We start from the raw sequence: 22,404 nt of genomic DNA on the forward strand, positions 1-22,404 counted from the left end.
ATGAACAACAGTAGGAGATCGACGCGATGGATGTGCGACCGATGGAGGTTGCCAGCAGCAAGTTACCCCCGAGTAGTATCCGCTGCATGCCTTATCTCGAACGCGACGGCGACGTCCACATCCTGTTCCTCGGTGCCCAGGACGGCGCGGACAATCCGGAGAATCGGTTCCACCCGGACTGGATCGACGCCGTCCACGCGTTGCTCGACGAGGTCGAGGCGTCGACCGGTCCGGCGGCACTGGTCACCACGTCGGCGGGCAAGTTCTACAGCAACGGTCTCGACACCGATTGGCTCTTCGCCAACCTGGACAAGATCACCTGGTACCTCGACCGCGTTCACACGCTCTACTCCCGGCTCCTGGCGTTTCCGATGGCCACCGTCGCGGCAGTTCAGGGCCATGCGTTCGGAGCAGGCGCGATGTTCGCCACCTCGCACGACTTCCGTATCCAGCGCGCCGACCGAGGTTTCTACTGCCTGCCCGAGGTGAACCTGAACATGCCGTTCACCGTGGGAATGTCGGCACTGATCAACTCCAGGTTGCCCAAGCAGACGGCCGTCGAGGCCATGACGACCGGTCGCCGCTACGGCGGTGCCGACGCCGTGGCCGCCGGAATCGTCGAGGCGACGGCACCGGAAGAGTCGTTGGTGTCCGACGCGGTCGCGAAGGCTCAGGCGCTGACGAGCACCCGGGGTGCAAATCTGGCCGGCATCAAGGCACGTATGCACGTGGATCTGCTCGCCGCGCTGAACACCGCAACCGACGACAGCAACTTCAGCTTCGGAAAGTAGCAAGCCGGTCTCTGCCTGCACGTCGGCACAGCCGTTCCGACACTCGGCCACGCTAGTGACACACTGTCTCTCGTGACGGACGAATCGAACAGTGCTGCTGTGGCCAGTGCCATGGACCGCGCCCTGGCCGCCGCGACCGGCGAACTGGTCGCACTGTCGCACTCGATTCATGCCGAGCCCGAGCTGGCGTTCGAGGAACATCGCAGCGTCGCCAAGATCCTCGACACGCTCCGAGCCCACGATTTCGAGGTCGAGACAGCCGTCGCAGACATGGACACCGCGTTCACCGCGTCGTTCGGCAGCGGGGACCTGGTGATCGGTATCTGTGCGGAGTACGACGCCCTGCCCGAAATCGGTCATGCGTGCGGGCACAACATCATTGCGGCGTCCGCGGTGGGGGCGGCGCTCGCGCTCGCGCCGGTCGCCGACGCTCTCGGCGTCACCGTCCGAGTGCTCGGCACCCCGGCCGAGGAGACCGGCGGCGGCAAGGTGCTGATGCTCGAGCGCGGAGTGTTCGACGGCATCGGCGCGGCACTGATGGTCCACCCCGGACCCTTCGACATCGTCGGTGCGACGTCGCTGGCTCTGGCCGACGTCGCCGTGCAGTTCACCGGCCGCGCCGCGCATGCCTCGGCCGCTCCGGAATGGGGAATCAACGCAGGCGATGCAGTCACCATCAGCCAGGTGGCGCTCGGTCTGCTGCGTCAGCACCTGGCACCCGGTCAGCAGTTCCACGGCATCGTCAGCGACGGCGGGGCGGCACCGAACATCGTTCCCGGCCATGCCGAGTTGCTCTACTACCTGCGCGCGAACACCACGGAGTCGCTCGAGGCGCTGACGGCGAAGGCGTTCGCGTGTTTCGAGGCCGGGGCACTCGCGACCGGGTGTACTCACGAGATTCGTACGGTGTCACCGACATACGCTGCCTTGACGCCGGATTCGTGGCTGGTCGCGGCTTTTCGTCGGGAGATCGAAGCGTTGGGCCGATCGCCGTTGGCTCCGGATTTGGAAGGATTTCGCCCGTTGGGCAGCACAGACATGGGAAACGTGACGAATGTTCTACCCGGTATTCATCCCGTCGTCGGACTCGATGCAGGCGGGGCGGTGACGCATCAGCCGGAGTTCGCCGCTGCGTGCGTCACCGAGTCCGCCGACCGCGCATTGCGCGACGGAGCCCTCGGTCTGGCCAGAACTGCCGCGCGTGCTGCAGCCGATCCCAGCACTCGGGCCCGCCTGCTGGACGGCGTGGGCGCCCGATCGGCTGGGCAACAGTGAACTCTCGGGAGGCCGCGATCGATCGGTGGATCGAGTCGCACACGGCAGATCTGTCACTGTGGCGTCGGCACATTCACGCCAACCCGGAACTCGCTCGACGCGAATTCGGCACCACCGCATTCGTGATCGGAGAACTGGAAGCAGCGGGTCTGTCACCCAAGCCCCTTCCCGGCGGAACGGGGTTGATCTGTGACATCGGGCCCGACGGTCCTCGTGTCGCGTTGCGGGCAGACATGGATGCCCTACCGCTGCAGGAGAACACCGGCGCGGCGTATTCGTCGACTGTGCCCGGGGTGTCGCACGCCTGCGGCCACGACGCACACACCACGGTGCTGCTCGCGACGGGTCTGGCGCTGGCCTCCCTGCCGGACCTGCAGTACGGGGTGCGCCTGATCTTTCAGCCCGCCGAGGAGGTCATGCCGGGCGGAGCACTCGACGCAGTGGCCGCGGGGGCACTCGACGGCGTCACCAAGATCTTTGCGCTGCACTGCGATCCGCGGCTCGAGGTCGGTCAGGTCGGCCTGCGTGTCGGTGCCATCACCTCCGCCGCCGACACCGTCGAGCTCCGGCTTGACTCACCCGGCGGACACACGTCTCGGCCGCACCTGACCACCGATCTGATCTACGCATTGGGCACCGTCATCACCGGCCTGCCCGGAATGTTGAGCAGGCGAATCGATCCGCGGACCAGCACGGTCATGGTGTGGGGAGCGGTGGTCGCGGGCCAGGCCCCCAACGCCATACCGCAGACCGGCATGCTGACAGGGACCGTGCGCACCGGCGACCACGAGACCTGGGCGTTGCTCGAACCGTTGGTCCGCGAGATCGTCACCGGCTTGTTGGCACCCACCGGGGTGCAGTTCGAGTTGCACTACCGCCGCGGCGTCCCTCCCGTGGTCAACGATCCGGCGTCCACGCACACGTTCGAGAAGGCGATCGGCCGGGTCGGACCCGACGCGTTGGCCGATACTGCGCAGTCCGGCGGCGGCGAGGATTTCTCTTGGTACCTCGAAAGGGTGCCGGGGGCGATGGCTCGGCTGGGCGTCTGGCCCGGTACCGGCCCCCAACTCGACATCCATCAGCCCACGTTCGACCTCGACGAGCGAGCACTGGCCGTGGGTGTGAAGGTGATGACCGGAATCGCGCTGGATCCGAACTAGGGCAAGGAACGAGATGACTTTCGAAGTGTCTCCGATCGGAATCGTTCGATCAGACCGTGCCGAGGTGGTGGACGACAACTGGGGATCCGTCGAGTCCGTCATCGACCTCGACCGGACCGTGCTCGACGTCGACGCGACTCTCGGTCTTGGCGACTTCTCGCACCTCGAGGTCGTCTACGGTTTCCACCGATGTGATCCGGCCGCGACGACCACCGGCTCGCGCCACCCCCGCGGCGACACGACGCTTCCTCGGGTGGGGGTCCTCGCCCAACGCGTCAAGGACCGGCCCAACCATCTCGGAGTGTCGCGGTGCGAGATCGTCGACGTCGACGGACTGCGCATCCGAGTTCGAGGTCTCGACGCGATCGACGGCTCACCTGTCCTCGACGTCAAACCGTTCCTGCAGTCCATGGTTCCGGAGCGTGCGGACGTGACCGAGCCGGCCTGGGTGGCGTCGGTGATGAAGAACTACTTCTGATCTGCCCCTCGAGCTACGAGCCTGTACCGGGACCGACGTTCCGGCTGTCGCGAGTTCGAAGGTCTCGCACGTACTCGGCGGGAGCACCCGCGATTTCGGCCGCCTCTGCCATCACTCCGAGGTATCGGGCCGACGGCAGGCCGCCCTCGTAGGCGTCGAGCACGTACATCCACGCCAGTACCGGCTCCCGGCCGGTCTCGATACGCAGTCGAATCTTGCGGTGAATGCCGAGTTCCGAGCCCTCCCAACGATCCAGGCTCTCCTCGTCCTCGTCCGATACGTCGTAGAGCACGACGAAGACCTGCGAGTCGGGATCTTCGACGACCGTGGCCAGCGCGCCTTCCCAGCCGATGTCGCCGCCGGCGAAGGTCAACCGCCATCCGTGCAGCCACCCGGTTCCCGACAAGGGCGAGTGGGGGCATCGCTGCAACATCTGCTCCGGATGCATGTTCGATCCGTAGGCGGCATAAATTGGCACGTCGGCCAGCCTAAACCGTATCGGTGACGGTTGACGCGTCGTGGTCCTGTTTCGGTGAGTCGTCGCAGGTCCGGTCGCCTCCCGGGTCACCGAAGCCAGCCCTACCGACGCGCCGAGGCGGCCTCTGCAATACCGTTGAGGAGACAAAGCGAGAGAATTTCGAGCACGCGAGAAGAGGATCAATGACCCGGATTGTGATCATCGGTGGTGGTCCGGCAGGGTACGAAGCAGCATTGGTAGCCGCTCAGCACGGCGGACAGGTGACGCTCGTCGATTCCGACGGTATCGGCGGTGCCTGCGTTCTGTGGGACTGCGTACCGTCGAAGACGTTCATCGCCTCGACCGGCATTCGCACCGAGATGCGTCGAGCCAGCGACCTGGGTATTTCGCTCGATCCATCGCAAGCCGCCGTTGCGCTTCCGAAGATTCACGACCGAGTCAAGAGTCTCGCGCAGGCTCAGTCGGCCGACATCGCCCACCGCGTCACCTCGGTCGGCGTCGAACTTCTGGCCGGCCGCGCCGAGATGATCGACACCCATGTCGGCATGGCCTCGCATCAGATCAAGGCGGTGTTGGCCGACGGCGAGGAACGCATCCTCGACGCCGACGTCGTCCTAATCGCGACCGGTGCCCGCCCCCGCGTGGTCAAGGGAGCCGAGCCCGACGGCGAACGCATTCTCAACTGGCGTCAGCTCTACGACCTCGAGGCCCTACCCGAGCACTTGGTGGTCGTCGGATCCGGTGTGACCGGTGCCGAGTTCGTCTCGGCCTACACCGAGATGGGCGTCAAAGTCACCGCTGTCTCGAGCCGCGACCGCGTGCTCCCACACGAGGACGAGGATGCCGCTCTGGTCCTCGAGGACGCGTTCAACGAGCGAGGTGTCACTCTCGTCAAGCATGCCCGGGCCGATTCGGTCGTCCGCACCGACGACGGCGTTCTCGTCACGCTGTCGGACGGCCGCACCGTCGAGGGCAGCCACGCGCTGATGACCGTCGGATCGGTTCCCAACACCTCCGGTCTCGGACTCGAGAAGGTGGGCATCGAACTCGACAAGGGCGGGTACCTGCGGGTGGACCGCGTATCTCGTACCGCGGTCGCCGGCATCTACGCAGCCGGTGACTGCACCGGCCTGCTTCCGCTGGCCTCGGTCGCGGCAATGCAGGGACGCATCGCGATGTACCACGCGCTGGGTCAGGCCGTCAGCCCGATCAAGCTCAAGACCGTGGCCTCGGCGGTGTTCACGCGGCCCGAGATCGCGTCGGTCGGCGTCGCGCAGTCCAAGATCGACGCCGGTGACGTACCGGCGCGTGTGGTGATGCTGCCACTGACCACAAATCCGCGAGCGAAGATGAGCGGGCTCAAGCGCGGTTTCGTCAAGATCTTCTGTCGCCCGGCCACCGGCGTCGTCATCGGCGGCGTTGTGGTCGCCCCGAGCGCGTCGGAGCTGATTCTGCCCATCGCGATGGCGGTGCAGAACAACCTCTCGGTCAACGACCTGGCCAACACGTTCTCGGTGTACCCGTCGTTGTCGGGATCGGTCATCGAGGCTGCTCGTCAGCTGATGGCGCACGACGATCTGGACTGATCTCACTATGTGAGAATTGCGTTTCATATTTCGGTAGCACGTGAGACAGTCGAGAGAGCGGACACACCCGTCCGCTCTCTCCTCGACTCAGCGGATCCGCGGGCCGTTCCTTCGTTCCTGCTGCCCCGGAGTCTCTTTCATGTCTTCTACTCACCTCCCCGTCGGCTTGGCCCGACGCACCGCATCGTTGTCCAGCTCGGCTATCCGTGATCTTCTTGCCCTCACCGCTCGCGACGACGTCATCAGCCTGGCGGGAGGCCTGCCGGCCACGGATCTGATCCCCGTCGACCGCATCGCGGCTGCTGCCGACGCGGTACTGCGGAGCCCCGATGCCGTCCAATACTGCGAGACTGCCGGTCATCGCACGCTGCGCAGCGTGATCGCGGCCAGAGAGAGCGCCGTGCGCGGGGGAGTGACGGTCCCGACGGACACCGTCGTCGTCACGCATGGATCGCAGCAGGCCCTGACGCTGCTCGCGCAGGCGCTGATCGACCCGGGTGCCGTTGTGGTCGTCGACGAACCCGCGTATACCGGTGCGCTGCAGGTGTTCTCGATCGCCGAGGCGCGGATCGAGGCAATCGAAATCGACGCCGACGGGATGGACACCGCGGAACTCGAACGACGGTTGACGGCGGGGCTGCGTCCTGCGGTGGTCCACACGGTTGCCAACTTCCACAACCCTCGCGGGGTCACGATGAGCGAGCACCGGCGTCGGCACCTCGCGGCGCTCGCGGATCACTACGGATTCTGGGTGATCGAGGACGACCCGTACGGCGAGATCTGGTTCGCCGCAACAGGCTCTGTGCACGGTACGGGCGCACCGCCGCCGCCGATCGCCTGTTTCGGCGATCGCGTCATCCGGCTGTCGAGTGCGTCGAAGATCCTCGCTCCGGCGCTGCGTGTCGGCTGGTTCGTCGCCCCGCCCGCCGTGTGTGCGGCTGTGGAGCTCCTCAAACAGGGCGCCGATCTGTGCGGTTCCTCGATGACGCAGCTGATGGCGGCGAACATGCTCGGCGACACTGCGTGGTTGGACGCACACTTGACGATATTGCGTCGCGAGTATGCATGCCGTGCAACGGCATTGACGGATGCGCTCGATGCCGAGTTCTCCGCGCGGCTCACGGTCTCGCGCCCGACGGGTGGAATGTTCGCCTGGGCCACGTTCGAGGACGGGACCGATACGAGCGAGTTGCTCGCGGCCGCCCTGGAGCATGGAGTCGCCTTCGTTCCCGGCTCGGCGTTTGCGTCGGCCGAGGAGTACGGCCGCTCGCTCCGGTTGAGCTTCGCGGGATCGACCCCGGCAGAGCTGGCAGAGGCGGTGCGGCGATTGGGCGCTGCACACACGTCCATCCGCACTCGCTGACCTCGCGGAGCCCGGTCGGCAGGTTCTGCGCGTGGCGGACCTGGGGCGGTAACCTGACATGCACGTAGTGCGCGGGGTTTTTCGACGGATAGGGAGCGTCACAGTGAGCAACCGATCGAACACGAAGTTCCTCGGACCCACCCAGCGGGTGGAGGCGTGGGACCAGCTCGGAACCGAGCAGTTCGACGTCGTGGTCGTCGGCGGTGGCGTCGTCGGCTCCGGTGCGGCCCTCGACGCGGCGACGCGGGGTCTGAAGGTGGCTCTGGTCGAGGCGCGTGATTATGCGTCGGGCACCTCGTCTCGCTCGTCGAAGATGTTCCACGGCGGGCTCCGCTACCTCGAGCAGCTCGAGTTCGGGCTCGTACGCGAGGCCCTGCACGAACGCGAGCTCTCGCTGTCCACACTCGCACCGCACCTGGTCAAGCCGCTGAAGTTTCTGTTTCCGCTCACTCATCGCCTGTGGGAGCGCCCGTACATCGCCGCGGGCATCTTTCTCTACGACCGGATGGGTGGGGCCAAATCGGTTCCGCAGCAGAAGCATCTGACGCGGTCGGGCGCGTTGCGGATGTCGCCCGGCATCAAACGGAAGTCGCTGATCGGCGGAATTCGGTACTACGACACCGTCGTCGACGATGCCCGGCACACCATGACGGTCGCCAGAACGGCCGCTCACTACGGCGCGGTGGTTCGTACATCCACCCAGGTCGTCGGGTTCCTGCGTGAGGCAGATCGCGTATCCGGTGTGCGAGTGCGCGATTCGGAGACCGGTGCCACCACCGACGTGCGCGCACACGTGGTGATCAACGCCACCGGCGTGTGGACCGACGAGATTCAATCGCTGTCCAACATGCGTGGACGTTTCCGGGTGCGTGCATCCAAGGGCGTGCACATCGTGGTGCCGCGCGACCGAATCGTCAGCGAAGCCGCGATCATTCTGCGCACCGAGAAATCCGTGCTCTTCATCATCCCGTGGGGTGCGCACTGGATCATCGGCACCACCGACACCGACTGGAATCTCGATCTTGCCCATCCGGCCGCGACCAAAGCCGACATCGACTACATCCTGGGTGAGGTCAACGGCGTGCTCGTCACGCCGCTCACCCACGAGGACATCGACGGTGTGTACGCGGGCCTGCGGCCACTGCTGGCAGGCGAGAGCGACGAGACCTCCAAGCTCTCTCGCGAGCATGCGGTTGCTCGCGTGGCACCGGGACTCATCGCCATCGCCGGCGGCAAGTACACGACCTACCGAGTGATGGCCGAGGACGCCGTCGATCTGGCGGCGGATGACATTCCGGTGCGGGTGGCGTCATCGATCACCGAGAAGGTGCCCCTCGTCGGTGCCGACGGTTACTTCGCCCTGGTCAATCAGGCACCGCATCTGGGCGAGATGTACAACTTGCATCCACATCGGGTGACGCACCTGCTCGACCGATACGGTTCGCTGATCGACGAGGTGTTGGCGATGGCGGACGGGAAACCCGAACTGCTGCAACCACTCACCGACGCACCGTCCTATCTGCAGGTCGAGGTGGTCTATGCGGCGGCGGCGGAGGGCGCGTTGCACCTGGAGGACGTGCTGTCGCGTCGTACCCGGATTTCCATCGAGTACTCGCACCGTGGGATGAACTGCGCGGGTCAGGTGGCCGCGTTGATCGCGCCCGTTCTGGGGTGGGACGAGGCCATGGTCGATCGTGAAGTCGAGACCTACCGCGCCCGGGTGGAGGCCGAGATCGAATCGCAGCGCCAGCCCGACGACGAGTCGGCGGACGCGTTGCGGGTCGTCGCTCCGGAGGCCCGACAGGAAATTCTGGAACCGGTTCGCACGATCTAGCGCAGTCGAACCAGCGTCCGGGGTGCGCGAGCCGCCGTCGCGCCGGAAACGGCCATGATCAGCAGGGTGAATATCGCAAGTGTCAGCATGCGATCCATGGTGGTAGGCGAAGCTGTGAGCAGGCTTGGCCGCACCTGGCAGGACGCCGTCAGATGGGTCCGGGTTGACAGTGCGGGCAATAGTAGATCTGCCGCTCCTCGAGCGGGTTGTCGCCGATGAGCCCGAACTCGATAGTGGTTCCGCACCGTCGGCACGGCTTGTTCTCCCGGCCGTACACCCAGAAGTGTCGGCCGGGTCGCCGATCTCCAGTGGTGACGCGCTGATTTCGATCCTTGTTGGCCATGATCAGTCGATAGGACAGGTCGATGGTCTTCTTCAAGTTGCCGGCGTCGGCGACCGGTGTACGCGGGTCCATTCCACGCAGAAAGCAGATCTCGTTTCGATAGACATTGCCGAGCCCGGCGATGTTGCGCTGGTCGAGCAGAGCGAGTCCGACGGGACGAGCCGGATCCGACTCCAGATTGGTGAGGGCGACGTCTGGGTCCCAGTCCGTACCGAGCAGGTCCGGTCCGAGGTATCCGACGGCCTCCTCCTCGTCCTCGATGATGTCGAGCACTCCGAGCTCGAACCCGATGGCCTGCGCGTTCGCGGTGTTCAGGATGATGCGCGCCTGGAACGCCGGGCGACGCCACCTCGCACCGGGTGCATAGACGTGCCAGGTGCCTTCCATCTTCAGATGCGAATGGATGGAGTAACCGCCCACCCGAATCAGCAGATGCTTGCCGCGCGACGCGACGGAGTCGACCGTCTTGCCGGTGAAATCTACTGTGGCATAACGAGGAACGCGCACATCGCAGGTGGTGAGTTGCTGTCCCTCCAGTGCTGTGCGCAGAGTGTTGGCCGCGCGCCAGACCGTATCGCCCTCGGGCATCTGCATCCTCTCTGGTTCCTGGGAAGTGTTGCGGTGTTTCAGCGTCGGAGACGGAGTCCCCGGGGTGTCGCCGAGAAACCGGCCTCGGTCAGTGTCTTGGAGAAGTCCGTGCCGTGGATGTCGTGACCGTTGATCCGTTCGACGAGCAGTTTGTCGACTCCGCCGCGCTTGACTGTGCCTGCCAATGCTGTTGCTGCAGAGGCGATATCCTCGGTATTGTCGCCGAACGTCAGCACCGACTTTCCGCCACGTTCGACGAACATCGTCAATTCGCCTCGGACGAGGACGACCAATGCACCGGCCTTGCGGCCCGGCCGATGCTTCGTCGTCTCGTCCGGCTTCTCGCCGCCACCAGCCTCGCCACCACCGGCTTTCGGCCAGGGCAGTGCTCCGCCGTAGGGGTTGGCCGGATCGCACGACGCGAGTACGACGGCGCTGGCGTTCTTCTTCGGTTCGTCGTAACTGCGCAACCGGTCGACCACGTCGGAGGTGGAGAACTGGGCACCGCCGAGCGAATCGACGAAGTAGCCGCGCCGGCATCGACCGGAATCCTCGAAGCCGGTGAGCACCTTGTACATCGTGGCGAATCCGCCCGGGACCCCTTCGTTCATCACCGAGCCGCGGGTCACCACGCCGTAGCGCTCGAGAAGTACGTCTGCGGTGGCATGAGCGCGAACGGTGAGGTCGGGTTCGAGTTCGGGTAATCGTGACCATCGACCGCCGGCCGTCGGTGGGCCGGTGCGGGTGGGCAGTGACGGCCGCTCGAACTGACGGTAGGAACGCAGGCGCGGTGTGCGACGTGGGGATCGATGACTCGGGGCCGAGCGGGTGGCCGTGGAGTTCAGCAGTGCGCGTAGCGGCGCGAACGTGTCGTTGCTCAATCGGCCCGCCCACACCAACTCCCACAAGGCAGCCTGCAGCGCCGTGTCGTCGGTACTGCCGACGGTGTCGGAGAGTTGCCGAAAGAAGTACGCACCACCGCCCGCGACGGCGTCCTGAATGCGAATCTGCAACTCCGACAGATCGGATTCGGCCGCGGGCACGAGGGTGAGGGGTGCGGTGTCGGCCATGTGCAGGCTCACCCAGCCGTCCTTGGACGAGATCGCACCGTGCCCCGACCACAACACCTCACCGGTGGAGGTGAGTTCGTCGAGCATCGCCGGGCTGTAATCGGTCACTCGCGACGAGAGCACGAGAGATTCCCAGGCCGATGCCGGAACAGGAACTCCCGCAAGCTGTTCGATGACGGTTGCGACGCCGTCGATGCCACTCAGACGTCGGCTGTCCACGTGCTGCCACGCGGGCAGGAAGCGGCCGAGGGTGGCGGTGGAGACCGGTTCCACCTCCTGCCGAGCCGCAGCGAGCGACCGACGCCGCAATCGCCGGAGAACCTCGGCGTCGCACCATTCGCTGCCCGCGGCACCGGGACGGAACTCGCCCTCGACGACGCGTTTGTCGACGGCCAGTCTGCGCAGGACGTCGCGCACCACGGCGGTGCCGACGCCGAACCGCGCCGCTGCGTCGTCGAGGGTGAACGGTCCGTGGGTTCGTGCGTACCGGCTGATCAGGTCGACCAGCGGGTCGTCGACGGGTTCTATGAATGCGGCCGGGGTGCCGATGGGAAGTGGAACACCGAGTGCGTCGCGCAAGCGAGCCGCGTCCTCGATGGCCGTCCACCAGGTCTGTCCGGCGAACGTGACCTCCATGGCCCTCTTGGCATCGGCCAGTTCGGTGAGCCACTGCGGGAATTCGTCGCCGTTGGTGCGCAGCCCGATTTCGTCCACGGTCAACGGGCCGAGCAGCCGCAACAGATCTGCTACGCCTTCGATGTCCTTGGCATGTCTGTCCTCGGGCAGTCTCTGCAACTCGAGTTCGGTGGTGGTGATGACGCCGGCGTCCAGCAACTCTCGCAGCTCGACGCGTCCGAGCAACTCGGCCAGCAGCGCGGAGTCCAGTGACAGTGCAGCGGCCCGGCGTTCGGCCAGCGGGCTGTCGCCCTCGTACATGAACGCGCCGACGTAGTTGAACAGCAACGAGTTGGCGAACGGTGACGGCGATGGTGTCTCGACATCGACGATTCTGATCTGGCGCCGACCGATGCGGGCCAGGATGTCTTCGAGGGCGGGGAGGTCGTAGACGTCCTGGAGGCATTCGCGGACGGTTTCGAGCAGGATCGGGAACGTGGGGTACTTGCGTGCCACATCGAGCAGCTGCGCCGAACGCTGCCGTTGTTGCCACAGCGGTGCCCGCTTGCCCGGGTTGCGGCGGGGTAGAAGTAGTGCGCGAGCGGCACATTCGCGAAATCTGGACGCGAACAATGCCGATCCACCGACCTGCTCGGTGACGATGTCGGCGATCTCGTCGCGCTCGAACACGAACAGCTCCGCGCCGGGCGGTTGGTCGTCGGTATCGGGAAGCCGGACGATGATGCCGTCGTCGGATGCGGTGGGGGCAGCGTCGATGCCGTATCTCTCGATCAGCCTCGCACCCACCGCAAGGGCCCACGGCGCATGCACCTGCTGGCCGTAGGTGGAATGCAGCACCAGCCGCCAGTCGCCCAGTTCGTCGCGGAACCGTTCGACGATCATCGTCTTGTCGGTGGGCAGTTGACCCGTCGCCTCCAGTTGCTCGTCGAGCAACGCGATCAGGTTGTTGACGGCGTTGGCGTCGAGGCCGTCGGTGCTCAGTCGCTCGGCCAGGTTGCTGCGGTCGGTGGTGCTCCGCAGGAACTCGCCCAGAGCCTGACCCAGTTCCGCCGGTCGGCCCAGGCCGTCGCCGTGCCAGAACGGGAGCCTGCCCGGTTGTCCGTACGCCGGACTGACGAGCACCCGATCGTGGGTGATCTCCTCGATGCGCCAACTGGTGGCACCAAGGGCGAACACGTCACCCACTCGTGATTCGTACACCATCTCTTCGTCGAGTTCGCCTACCCTGGACTGCTTTTCGCCAACCATGTAGACGGTGAACAATCCTCGGTCGGGGATGGTGCCACCGGAGGTGACGGCCAATCGCTGCGACCCGGGCCGCCCGGTGAGGGTGTTGGCGTCGCGGTCCCACACGAGCCTCGGTCGGAGTTCGGCGAACTCGTCCGAGGGGTAGCGACCGGAGAGCAGATCCAGTGTCGATTCGTAGGCCGAACGGGGCAGCGTGGCGAAACTGCCTGTGCGACGGACGGAATCGAACCAGTCCTCGGCGTCGATGGGTTCGAGGGCGCAGGCCGCGACAGTCTGTTGAGCCAGCACGTCGAGCGGATTGGCGGGTACGAACAGCGCCTCGATCTTGCCCGACGTCATGCGTTCGACCGTGACCGCGCAGTGGATCAGGTCGGTGCGGTGTTTGGGGAACAGCACGCCCTTGGAGATCTCGCCGACCTGGTGCCCCGCGCGTCCGACGCGTTGGAGCCCGCTGGCCACCGACGGCGGTGCCTCGACCTGAACGACCAGATCGACCGCGCCCATGTCGATTCCGAGTTCGAGGCTGCTGGTGGCGACGACGCAGCGCAACCGCCCGGTCTTGAGGTCGTCCTCGATCAGTGCGCGTTGGTCCTTGCTGACGCTGCCGTGGTGGGCCCGGGCCAACAACGGATCGGCACCGTGGTTCACGTCGTTGGGAGTGCCGACCTGCGACGGCGGCTTGTGCTGTGTCTCGACGCCGTCGCCGATTCGCTCGGCATACACCTCGTTCAGCCGCGCCGTGAGGCGCTCGGCGAGCCGTCGCGAGTTCGCGAACACGATGCACGAACTGTGCTCGAGGATGAGATCGACCATCTTCTCTTCGACGTGCGGCCAGATCGAGCCCTGCGCCGGGGGAGCGGCGGAGGTGTCGGCGTTCGGATCGGTGACACCCAGTTCGGTCATGTCCTCGACGGGTACCTGGACCGTCAGGTCGAACGTTTTGGGGGCAGGCGGGGCGACGATCTCGATGGGAGCAGCTCCGGCCAGGAACCGTCCGACCTCCTCGTGCGGGCGAACCGTCGCGGACAGGCCGATGCGCTGCGCCGGCTTGTCCAGCATGCCGTCGAGCCGTTCGAGCGACACCGCGAGGTGTGCGCCGCGCTTGGTGCCGGCCACGGCATGCACCTCGTCGACGATCACGGTGTCGACCTCGGCGAGAATGTCTCGCGCTGCCGAGGTGAGCATGAGGAACAGCGACTCCGGGGTGGTGATCAGGATGTCCGGGGGAGTCTTGATCATGTTCCGACGGTCGGCGGCGCTGGTGTCGCCGGAGCGCACGCCCACCGAGATCTCGGGTGGATCGAGACCGAGTCGCTTGGCCGTCTGAGTGATACCGACCAGGGGCGCGCGCAGGTTTCGTTCGACGTCGACGGCCAGAGCCTTGAGCGGGGAGATGTAGAGGACCTTGGTCTTGCGCTTGCTGTCCGCACCCAGTTGCGCCAGCTCGTCCAGAGCCCACAGAAAGGCCGAGAGGGTCTTGCCCGATCCGGTCGGTGCGACGACGAGAGTGTGAGCGCCGCTCGAGATCGACGACCAGGCACCGAGCTGCGCGGATGTGGGGGCCGGAAAAGCCCCGGTGAACCACTCGCGAGTAGGCCGCGACAGCTTTTCCATCACTGACAGCTCGCCCGCTGCTCCTGCGCCGATACCGTGCCTGGCCATCCCACCATCATGCCCCGGGGCGCCGACAGATAATCCCCGTGCAGCTCCGGTTCACCGAGCCCGTGTTGTTTCGCTCGATTCGGGTACCCGGTCGCCATGACCGACGACCAAGAGACCATGCAGAAGATTTCCGCAAAACTCGATGCTCTGCTCGGCAGCAAGACCAACGGCCTGCAGAACGAAGTTCCCCCGGGAGCGAGCATCCAGTCCGACGAGGACGACGCCGAGCAAGGGCCGCTCGGTCGCGACTACCACCTGGCGAGCAAGTACGCACAGGCGCTCGCGATCAACGAGCCGCAGGTAATCGACCGCGACGAATTCGACCGGTTGGTAGCCGAGTACGGCTGATCCAGCTCCGGCATCGACCCCGGGCCCGGGAGGGCCGGGGTCTCGTTGTGTCCGGCGAACCTGGCGAACACCGTGGCATCGGATCTACAGTCGATGGGGTGACCGAACGCAAGAAGCCAGGAGTCACGTTCGAGTCCTGGGTGGACAAACAAATCCGTCAGGCCCAGGACGAGGGTGCATTCGATGGGCTCGAGGGGGCCGGTAAGCCGATTCCGTCGGGCGATCCCCGGGACGAGTTGTGGTGGGTTCGCGGCTACCTGAAGCGGGAGAATCTCCCGGCCGACGCGTTGTTGCCCACCGCGCTGCAGCTGCGCAAGGAGATCGAGCGGCTGCCGTCCACACTGATCGGTATTCGGCGCGAGGACTCTGCACGAGATGTCTTGGACGAGTTGAACACTCGCATCGTCGACTGGATCCGGTTCCCGACGCCTCCGATCGTTCCGTTGGGGCCCGTCGACGTCGAGATGTGGCTCGAGAAATGGCGAACCAACCGGGCCGAGGTGGACCGACTCGAGCGTGAGCATCGCTCGCAGTCGGCCGAGCCCCCTGCAGCAGCCTCCGATACCTCTCGACGATCGTGGTGGACGCGGGTGCGTCGAACATTCAGCGGGCGGCCATTCACCTGGCGGCGCTGAGACCCGTTGTGGTCGTACACAGGGCCAGCGCATCGTCGGCTGTCGACACGAACGGAATGCCGGATGTTCCGTCGACCCGAATTCTCGACGACAGCAGCCCGTCGGAGTGTGCCGGTTCTTCCATCGTCTTCCAGCCGGTGGCCCGCCTGAGAATTCCGCCGACCAGAGTGTCCGCCGCATGACGGGTACCGCTGCGTACGGTGATCGGCGCGGTATCGAGCTCGACTCGAGCGAAACGTAGTGCTGCATCCACGGCCTCGGTGGTCTGCGCCGCCGACGATCGACCGCGTGGACCTGTGCTCAAGCCGTGCCCGGGTAGATCGAGGACCACAACATCGACGCCGCCGGCAGCGATGTCCGCGGCCAACGGGGTGAGGTACCGCGCATGCAGACCCGCGTCGGCGACGAGCACCACCGACTGCTCGGATTCGATGGACGCTCGATGGATCTCGGCGTGCACGCTTCCGTGCCCGGTATCGAGCTGTTCATGTTCCACATGCAGTGCGGCAACATCAGCGCGGCTCAGTGCAACGGCCTCCGATGCCGGGCGTAGGGCTGCTTCGCACGCCATGCCCCGCGCCAGGGCGTCCCCACGACGCAACAGCGACTTGCCTTGCAGCAGAATCATCACCGCGGCACTCTCGTGTGCCGTGAGTGTCGGTGCCCAGCCGGTGGCGCGGCCGAGAGCCGAGGAATCGACGATGGGTTCGCCCGGTGTGACCCACTGGCCGGAGAAGGGGGTGAGCCCCAGTCGGAACGCCACGTTCGCAACATGCGTCGCAGCTTTCTGCGGAACGTCGAACATCAACTGGCCCTGCATCGCAGCGAGTTCGCGCACACCGACCCAGTCCACCGGACCCAGGTTGTACGGGCCCACGAGGTCGGTCTTGGCCGCGCGATGGAAGGCGTCGGCCATGTCGTCCTGGTACAGGAATTGATACGACGCTCGATCCGCGTCCGGGAATGCACCGATCGGCCCGGTGAACTGGTCGATTCCGTCGTTGGCGAAGTCGGGTCCGATGATGTAGGTGCACCGCAACATGGAGATGGTCATCTCGCCGGGGTGCCTACGGAGCCACCACTCCGCATAATGTTCCACCTCGGCCTTGTCGTAGAAGTAGTAGCGATTGGGATCGCCTGCAGGATAACTGTTCTCGGTGAGCGGCTCCGGAGCGATGTCGGCACCGTACGCGTTGATGCTCGACGCGATCACCACTCGGGCTACGCCCGCTCGATAGGCCGAGTCGATGACGTTGCGTGAGCCGCGCAGGTTGATGTCGTGGGTTTCGGCCTTGTCTTTGAGCTCTTCGACCACGAACGCCAGGTGCAGCACGACGTCGCATCCAGCGAACGTCTCCTCGAGGTCGGGAGAGCGAATGTCCGAGCGGATCGAGGTGAACTTCGGGTGCGTGATTCGGGCTGGGCGACGGGCTATCCCGATGACCGTGTCCACCTCGGGATCCTCGAACAGCCTCGGAAGTATCGCGGCCGCGAAGTCACTGGTGGCTCCGGTGACCGCGATACGCAAGCCGCGGGCGTGCTCGCTCATCGGGGCAGCTCTGCTACGGCCTCAATGATCTGCTCGGTGGCGGTCGACAGCTGCTGTTCGGTGTGTGTCGCCATCACGCACAGGCGGAGTATGGCACCCGACTTCGGTACGGCGGGATGCAAGGCGGCGCTGGTGAAGATGCCTCGGTCGTAGAGGTTCTTCCACAGGCTCATCGCCACGAGGTCGTCGCCGATGTGCAGTGAGACGATGGGGGCGGCCGTATCTCCGTGCGGGGTCGCGGAGCGGCCTGCTACGTCGAGCCCGGCCGATTGCAATCCGCCGCGCAGGATCTCGGCGTTCTCGAGCACGCGCCGAGCCCGGTCCTTACCCTCGTCGCTACGGATGAGGCGTACGGAAGCCAACGCTGCACCCACTGCAGCGGGCACGCCGGAGGTCGTGAACAGGAAGGCGCGGGCCTTGACCCGGAGGGTGTCGATCAAGTCACTCGATCCGGTGACGAACCCACCGGTGGAGCTCGGGCTCTTCGACAGCGATGCCATCGTGACGTCGACGTCCTTGGTGATGCCGAACAGCTCGGCTGCTCCGGTGAGTTCGGGCCCGTAGACGCCGAGGCTGTGGGCTTCGTCGACCATCAGCGCTGCGTGATAGCGGATACATAGCTCGGAGACGGCGTCGAGCGGTGCGAGATCGCCCTCCATGGAATACAGGCCGTCGACGATGACCAGCACGGCTCCGTCGTCGACGACGGGCTGCTGAAGTTTGGCTTCGAGATCGGCCATGTCGTTGTGCTTGAACTTGACCACCGACGCGCCCGAGAGAGCGCTGCCGTCGCGGATCGATGCGTGTGCCGCCGAATCGACGATCACCGTGTCCCCGGGGCCGACGATCGCACTGATCGTTCCGAGGTTCGTTTGATAGCCCGTGGTGAAGACGAGTGCGTCGTCGGTTCCGTGCCACTGGGCGATCTCGTGTTCGAGTTCGAGGTGGAGGTCCAAAGTTCCGTTGAGCAAACGACTTCCGGTGACAGCACTGCCGAACGTGTCGAGTGCGTGCTGGGCACCCTCGACAACCTTCGGATGGTCGGCGATGCCAAGGTAGTTGTTGGACCCGAGCATGATCTTGTCTCGGCCCTCGACGCGGACGACAGGCGCGACGGCAGATTCCATCTTGCGGAAGTACGGGACCACATCGGCTTCTCGAACTGCGCGCAACAAGTCCACGCGCTCGTCTCCGCCGAGTCGTTTCATCAGTCTGTTGACAACCATCGTGTACCAGAACTCCTCACAGAGTTGATTGTGGATTGTCGCGAATTCTTGAGTTCATTCGGAGCGGCCGGCGAATGCGATTGGTATTCGGCTGAAGAATATTCGATGTTCAAAAAGACACGCTCGCAGCGGAAATAGGTTGGTAAATCGGTCCGAAAAAATGATCTGGGTACTTTTCGAGTGTGCAAATTTTACGATATCTTTAGTTTATCCACGCAGGTCGAAGGGTATGTTGATGGCCAGCGCGAATTCACCTGCTCCACCGCTGTGTATGGATATCTTCGACCGCATTGTCGCGATCAAGTGATGGTACAAACGGTCGTCGCTGCAATCAATTAGTGGCACACAATCGACTAGTGACACAAGGAGATGAACTGTGACCGGATTAATGGTGCGCGAAAGGGAAACGCTCGAGAAGTACATGCCTGGCTTGCTGAGCTATCTGGACGCAACCCCTCTGGACCGACTCGAGTCGCGCGAATCGGACGCGATCGACAAGTTTCGGGAGTTCGGCGGTACCGGTTTGGTGGTCCCGGGCGAACTGGGCGGTCTCGGCGCTCCGGCCATCGACGCGGTCCGGGCGCAGAGGGCCATCGGGTCTCGCTCACCTTCTCTCGGCGCGGGAACCACGATGCACCATCTGTCGCTCGCTTCCCTGACGGAGTTCGCGCGCGGTGCCACCGAGGACGACCGAGCATTGATCAAGGGATTGGTCGAACAGAAGGCGATCGTCGCGTCCGGCTTCTCCGAGGGTGTCACCGGCGGGAGTGTGTTCATTCCGACGATGACGGCCGTGAAGAAGGGCGACAACTACATCGTCAACGGAAGCAAGAAGCCGTGCAGTCTGGCACGTTCGATGGATCTGCTGACGTGCAGTGTCGAGATCGACTCCGGTGACCGCGCGGTCGCCCTGATTCCGGCCAGCCTCCCGGGTATGAGCGTGAAGCCGTTCTGGACCACCGACATTCTGGCCGGCGCACAAAGCGAAGAAGTTCTGCTCGAAGACGTCGAAGTGCCAGCGAGCCTGGTCCTGCCCAACAAGGACGACGACCCCGATGGCGTGCACGAGATGACCGGATACCTCTGGTTCGGCATGTTGATCTCCGCCAACTACATCGGTGCGGCAACTTCACTGCTCGAGCGGATGATCGAGCAGAACAAGGGCGACTACGAGGGCTACGTTCGGGCGGCGGCCGAACTCGAGGCATCCATGGCAGCTATCGAGAACGTGGCCCGCGCCTTCGACGAAGGTGAACGCGGACAGGACATCTCGGTGAAGTTGTTGTTCAACCGCATTGCGATCCGTGACGCACTGGTCCGCAGTAGTTCGGCTGCCATCGAATCGCTCGGCGGGATCGGCTTCATCAAATCACCCGAGATCGGTTACGTTGCAGCGGCATTGCACGCCTTCGCATTTCACCCGCCGTCGCGACGATCCATCTCGGAGACCCTGGCCCGTTTCCATGCAGGTGAAGATTTCGCCTTCGTCAAGTAGTGGTCAGTCTTCGTTGCGTTCTTCGTCGGCCAGTTTGTCCTCGCCTCGGTTACGGAAGAACTTGAACCCGGGGATGCCGATCACCGCGCGTCGGACATCTTTGGTGACTCCGAGCAACTCGTGAATCTCGGGGGACACCGTGTCGAGGGTGGCGAGGATGGGGAGCAGAGCTTCCATGTGAGCGAGAAGGCCGGGTAACTGATCGACCATGGCGATAGCGGCGTCGACCTCTTCGTCGGACAGGTTGTCGACGAACCTCCGCGCCATGGGCTCGGCCTGCTTGGCGATGGGATCGAACAGTTCGATCAGCTCGAGCGCAGTGTGCGAGGCGACCGATGCCGATGCGACGACCTCGTCGGCGGCACCGGTCGTTCGCTGCACGCTGGCGACAACGGCGTCGGCCGAGTCGATCACCCGGTCGATGCGTGTCATCAATGTCTCTATGTGGTCCATCAGTGCTTCGATTCGGCCGGGCAGGGTAAGCGCGAATTCGGTTGTGGTGATCATCCAGCTCACACCGACCCGCGCTACCGCGACTCCGCGCCGGAGCACCGTTTCGGTACCGAGTGGATCGGGGAGCACCACGCCTGCCAACACCAGAGCCATAGGAGCGACAATGCCACACCGACACCACGCCCCGAGTGCCGTTAGCCTCGTAGCATGAGAGCCCTCGTCACCGGTGCCAGCGGATACATCGGGTCGCGGCTGGTGGCAGCTCTGCTGGCAGACGGTGTCGACGTCGTAGTCGGTTCTCGTACGCCGAGCAACCTGAAGACGTTCGACTTCTACGACTCCGTCACCGCAGTATCGCTGGATGTCACCGACCAGCAGTCGTGTGCCGATGCGTTCGCAGAAGCCGGCGACATCGATGTTGCGTACTACCTGGTGCACGCCATCGGTGAGTCCGACTATCGTGCGCAGGATCGACGGTCCGCGGAGCAGTTCGCCGCGGCCGCGGCCCGGGCGGGTGTGCAGCGGATCGTGTACCTGGGCGGCTTCGTACCCGACGACGACCACCTCTCCGAGCATCTTGCGAGTCGCGCGGACGTGGGGGAAGCGTTGACGGTGGACGGGGTCGAGTTGGTCTGGCTTCGAGCCGCCATCGTCATGGGTGCCGGTTCGACGTCGTACGAAATGCTGCGTTACCTCGCCGATCGCTTGCCGGTACTGCCGCTGCCGAGCTGGCTCGCCGAGCCCGTGCAGCCGATCGCCGTCGACGACGTGCTGAACTATCTGGTGGCGTCCGCCAACGGCAATAAGGTCCCAGCGGGCTCGTACGACATCGGTGGGCCGGACGTGGTGCCTTACCGCGATCTGGTGTTCGCGTATGTCGAAGCTGCCGGTCTTCAACGGGTCGGGGTCCCGGTGCCGTTCGTGCCCACCTCGCTCGCGGGCAAAGTGATCGGCCGGATCATTCCGGTTCCGGCCGGGCTCGCCGAGGATCTGGTGGGGTCGCTGCACAACACGATGACGACGTCGGAGAGCCGTATTCGTGAACTCGTTCCCGACCCTCCACGTGGTCTGACCACCATCTCGGACGCCATGGCCCGTAGTGTGCGGGGCATGGTGGGTGAGCCTCCCGGTGTGTGTGCGCTGAAGGATCCGCTCCGGCTGGCGAACACGGACGCGGCGTGGAGCGGCGGCGACGCCCTGGGCGTCCGGCGCCGCGGTGTGGCAGCGTCCTCGGACCGCACCTGGGGCTTGATCGAAGCCCTCGGCGGGCGGCGATTGCTGTCCTCGAAGCCGGTGGCGGCAGCGGTGCGTACCAACCTGGACGTGGTGGCCGGTATGAACCGACGCGTGACATCGGCCGTGCGTCGCTTGACCGATACCGAGGAGGCGTGATGGGAACGTGGTCGACGACCGCGCTGAACGTGATGAAGTCCGCGTTGGTCGATCCTGTGGAGCGCGATCACCGAGAATCCGACGCAGCATTCCGCAAGCGCCGGATCATCGTCATGATCACGCTGGTGATCGGTGCCACAGTGCTCTACTTTTCGCTCAAGGTCGAGCCCGGCGACCCGTCGTTCTACGCACTGACGCTCGTACTCGCTGCGGTGTGGACGGTGGGTGGACTGCTCTCGGGCCCCCTGCATCTGGGACGCATCGTGGTCGGCGGTTCGATCCGTAGGCCGATCGTCACACCCATCCTGATCGGTCTCGCTGTGGGCGGGGTATTCATGCTCGGCGGCCTGGTCGTACGGCAGATTCCGCCGCTGGCCGACTTCACCGAGAACGTGCTCGCACACGCCAGAGTGGGCTCGCTGGTTCTGATCGTCTTCATCGCGCTGCTCAACGGCGTCGCGGAGGAGATCTTCTTCCGTGGGGCGCTGTACTCGGCGATCGGCGTGAAGAACCCGGTGATCATCTCGACCGTCGTGTACGCGATCGCTACTCTTGCGTCCGGCAATCCGATGCTCGGCTTCGCCGCCGTGCTGCTGGGGTACGTGATGGGTCTTCAGCGGCGTGCATCGGGAGGAATCCTGGCACCGATACTCACGCACGTCAGTTGGTCGGCGGTCATGGTTCTCGCTCTGCCGCCGCTGTTCGTGTGACCGCCGGTGTTCGAGCAGAAAGAGGCGCAAACACCGATTCGGTCGACAAAAACGGTCCTGCGTGCTGATTCTTTCCTGAACTGG

The 22,404-nt window shown here is 65.0% G+C and carries 18 protein-coding genes; 12 read left to right on the top strand and 6 right to left on the bottom strand.

Annotated elements, in window-relative coordinates:
- Positions 1-86 precede the first annotated feature (86 nt).
- From ACQR3T_RS03955 to ACQR3T_RS03970, 4 genes are all read left to right on the top strand, one after another.
- A complete protein-coding gene (locus ACQR3T_RS03955; RefSeq protein ID WP_428692590.1) occupies positions 87-791 on the top strand; it encodes an enoyl-CoA hydratase-related protein in 705 nt (234 codons plus the stop codon).
- A gap of 111 nt (positions 792-902) precedes the next feature.
- Complete coding sequence (locus ACQR3T_RS03960) at positions 903-2,066, top strand: M20 family metallopeptidase (protein ID WP_428693045.1); 1,164 nt, start codon at positions 903-905, stop codon at positions 2,064-2,066.
- Positions 2,063-3,226, top strand: coding sequence for a M20 family metallopeptidase (locus tag ACQR3T_RS03965; protein ID WP_428692591.1), 1,164 nt, complete (start codon positions 2,063-2,065; stop codon positions 3,224-3,226). The genes ACQR3T_RS03960 and ACQR3T_RS03965 overlap by 4 nt, the downstream gene beginning before the upstream one ends.
- A 13-nt stretch (positions 3,227-3,239) precedes the next feature.
- Complete coding sequence (locus tag ACQR3T_RS03970; RefSeq protein WP_032376848.1) at positions 3,240-3,704, top strand: TrmO family methyltransferase domain-containing protein; 465 nt, start codon at positions 3,240-3,242, stop codon at positions 3,702-3,704.
- A gap of 13 nt (positions 3,705-3,717) precedes the next feature.
- Here the strand turns inward: ACQR3T_RS03970 and ACQR3T_RS03975 are convergent, their stop codons facing one another.
- Positions 3,718-4,182, bottom strand: coding sequence for a gamma-glutamylcyclotransferase (locus ACQR3T_RS03975; RefSeq protein WP_032376849.1), 465 nt, complete (start codon positions 4,180-4,182; stop codon positions 3,718-3,720).
- Positions 4,183-4,364: 182 nt separating this feature from the next.
- On the opposite strand from ACQR3T_RS03975, the gene ACQR3T_RS03980 reads away from it, so the two are divergent.
- The 3 genes from ACQR3T_RS03980 to glpD all read left to right on the top strand — a co-directional run bounded on the left by ACQR3T_RS03980 (position 4,365) and on the right by glpD (position 8,965).
- Positions 4,365-5,768 carry an NAD(P)H-quinone dehydrogenase gene (locus ACQR3T_RS03980; RefSeq protein ID WP_032376850.1) on the top strand — a complete coding sequence of 468 codons (1,404 nt, stop codon included), beginning with the start codon at positions 4,365-4,367 and terminating at the stop codon, positions 5,766-5,768.
- Between the two features lie 139 nt (positions 5,769-5,907).
- Positions 5,908-7,131 carry a PLP-dependent aminotransferase family protein gene (locus ACQR3T_RS03985; RefSeq protein WP_428692592.1) on the top strand — a complete coding sequence of 408 codons (1,224 nt, stop codon included), beginning with the start codon at positions 5,908-5,910 and terminating at the stop codon, positions 7,129-7,131.
- A gap of 58 nt (positions 7,132-7,189) precedes the next feature.
- Positions 7,190-8,965: a glycerol-3-phosphate dehydrogenase gene (glpD, locus tag ACQR3T_RS03990; RefSeq protein WP_428692593.1), complete on the top strand. Its 1,776-nt coding sequence runs from the start codon at positions 7,190-7,192 to the stop codon at positions 8,963-8,965.
- A gap of 148 nt (positions 8,966-9,113) precedes the next feature.
- Here the strand turns inward: glpD and ACQR3T_RS03995 are convergent, their stop codons facing one another.
- Together ACQR3T_RS03995 and ACQR3T_RS04000 are read right to left on the bottom strand one after the other, a co-directional pair.
- Complete coding sequence (locus ACQR3T_RS03995) at positions 9,114-9,896, bottom strand: DNA-formamidopyrimidine glycosylase family protein (RefSeq protein WP_428692594.1); 783 nt, start codon at positions 9,894-9,896, stop codon at positions 9,114-9,116.
- Between the two features lie 38 nt (positions 9,897-9,934).
- On the bottom strand, positions 9,935-14,512 hold the full coding sequence (locus tag ACQR3T_RS04000; protein ID WP_428692595.1) for an ATP-dependent helicase: 4,578 nt from the start codon (positions 14,510-14,512) through the stop codon (positions 9,935-9,937).
- 96 nt (positions 14,513-14,608) lie between these two features.
- On the opposite strand from ACQR3T_RS04000, the gene ACQR3T_RS04005 reads away from it, so the two are divergent.
- Complete coding sequence (locus ACQR3T_RS04005) at positions 14,609-14,860, top strand: hypothetical protein (protein WP_032376853.1); 252 nt, start codon at positions 14,609-14,611, stop codon at positions 14,858-14,860.
- Positions 14,861-14,958: 98 nt separating this feature from the next.
- Positions 14,959-15,495, top strand: a complete 537-nt coding sequence (locus tag ACQR3T_RS04010; RefSeq protein ID WP_032378113.1) for a DUF1992 domain-containing protein — start codon at positions 14,959-14,961, stop codon at positions 15,493-15,495.
- Here the strand turns inward: ACQR3T_RS04010 and ACQR3T_RS04015 are convergent.
- On the bottom strand, positions 15,479-17,044 hold the full coding sequence (locus ACQR3T_RS04015; RefSeq protein ID WP_428692596.1) for an NAD-dependent epimerase/dehydratase family protein: 1,566 nt from the start codon (positions 17,042-17,044) through the stop codon (positions 15,479-15,481). The genes ACQR3T_RS04010 and ACQR3T_RS04015 overlap by 17 nt on opposite strands.
- Positions 17,041-18,270 carry an aminotransferase class I/II-fold pyridoxal phosphate-dependent enzyme gene (locus tag ACQR3T_RS04020; RefSeq protein ID WP_428692597.1) on the bottom strand — a complete coding sequence of 410 codons (1,230 nt, stop codon included), beginning with the start codon at positions 18,268-18,270 and terminating at the stop codon, positions 17,041-17,043. Before ACQR3T_RS04020 ends, ACQR3T_RS04015 begins: the two co-directional genes overlap by 4 nt.
- 376 nt (positions 18,271-18,646) lie before the next feature.
- Here ACQR3T_RS04020 and ACQR3T_RS04025 point away from each other — a divergent pair, with 376 nt between their 5' ends.
- On the top strand, positions 18,647-19,765 hold the full coding sequence (locus ACQR3T_RS04025; protein ID WP_428692598.1) for an acyl-CoA dehydrogenase family protein: 1,119 nt from the start codon (positions 18,647-18,649) through the stop codon (positions 19,763-19,765).
- Between the two features lie 3 nt (positions 19,766-19,768).
- On the opposite strand, the gene ACQR3T_RS04030 is transcribed toward ACQR3T_RS04025, so the two are convergent.
- Entirely contained in the window at positions 19,769-20,371 is a 603-nt protein-coding gene (locus ACQR3T_RS04030; RefSeq protein ID WP_428692599.1) for a ribulose 1,5-bisphosphate carboxylase large subunit, read from the bottom strand.
- Between the two features lie 54 nt (positions 20,372-20,425).
- On the opposite strand from ACQR3T_RS04030, the gene ACQR3T_RS04035 reads away from it, so the two are divergent.
- Positions 20,426-21,610 (top strand): NAD(P)H-binding protein, encoded by a 1,185-nt coding sequence (locus ACQR3T_RS04035; protein WP_428692600.1) that lies wholly within the window; start codon positions 20,426-20,428, stop codon positions 21,608-21,610.
- The gene (locus ACQR3T_RS04040; RefSeq protein ID WP_032376859.1) at positions 21,610-22,320 is read left to right on the top strand and encodes a CPBP family intramembrane glutamic endopeptidase; all 711 of its coding nucleotides are present in this window, start codon (positions 21,610-21,612) and stop codon (positions 22,318-22,320) included. The genes ACQR3T_RS04035 and ACQR3T_RS04040 overlap by 1 nt, the downstream gene beginning before the upstream one ends.
- Positions 22,321-22,404: the final 84 nt, after the last annotated feature.

Source organism: Rhodococcus sp. IEGM1428 (genome assembly GCF_050321865.1).
GTDB lineage: Bacteria > Actinomycetota > Actinomycetes > Mycobacteriales > Mycobacteriaceae > Rhodococcoides.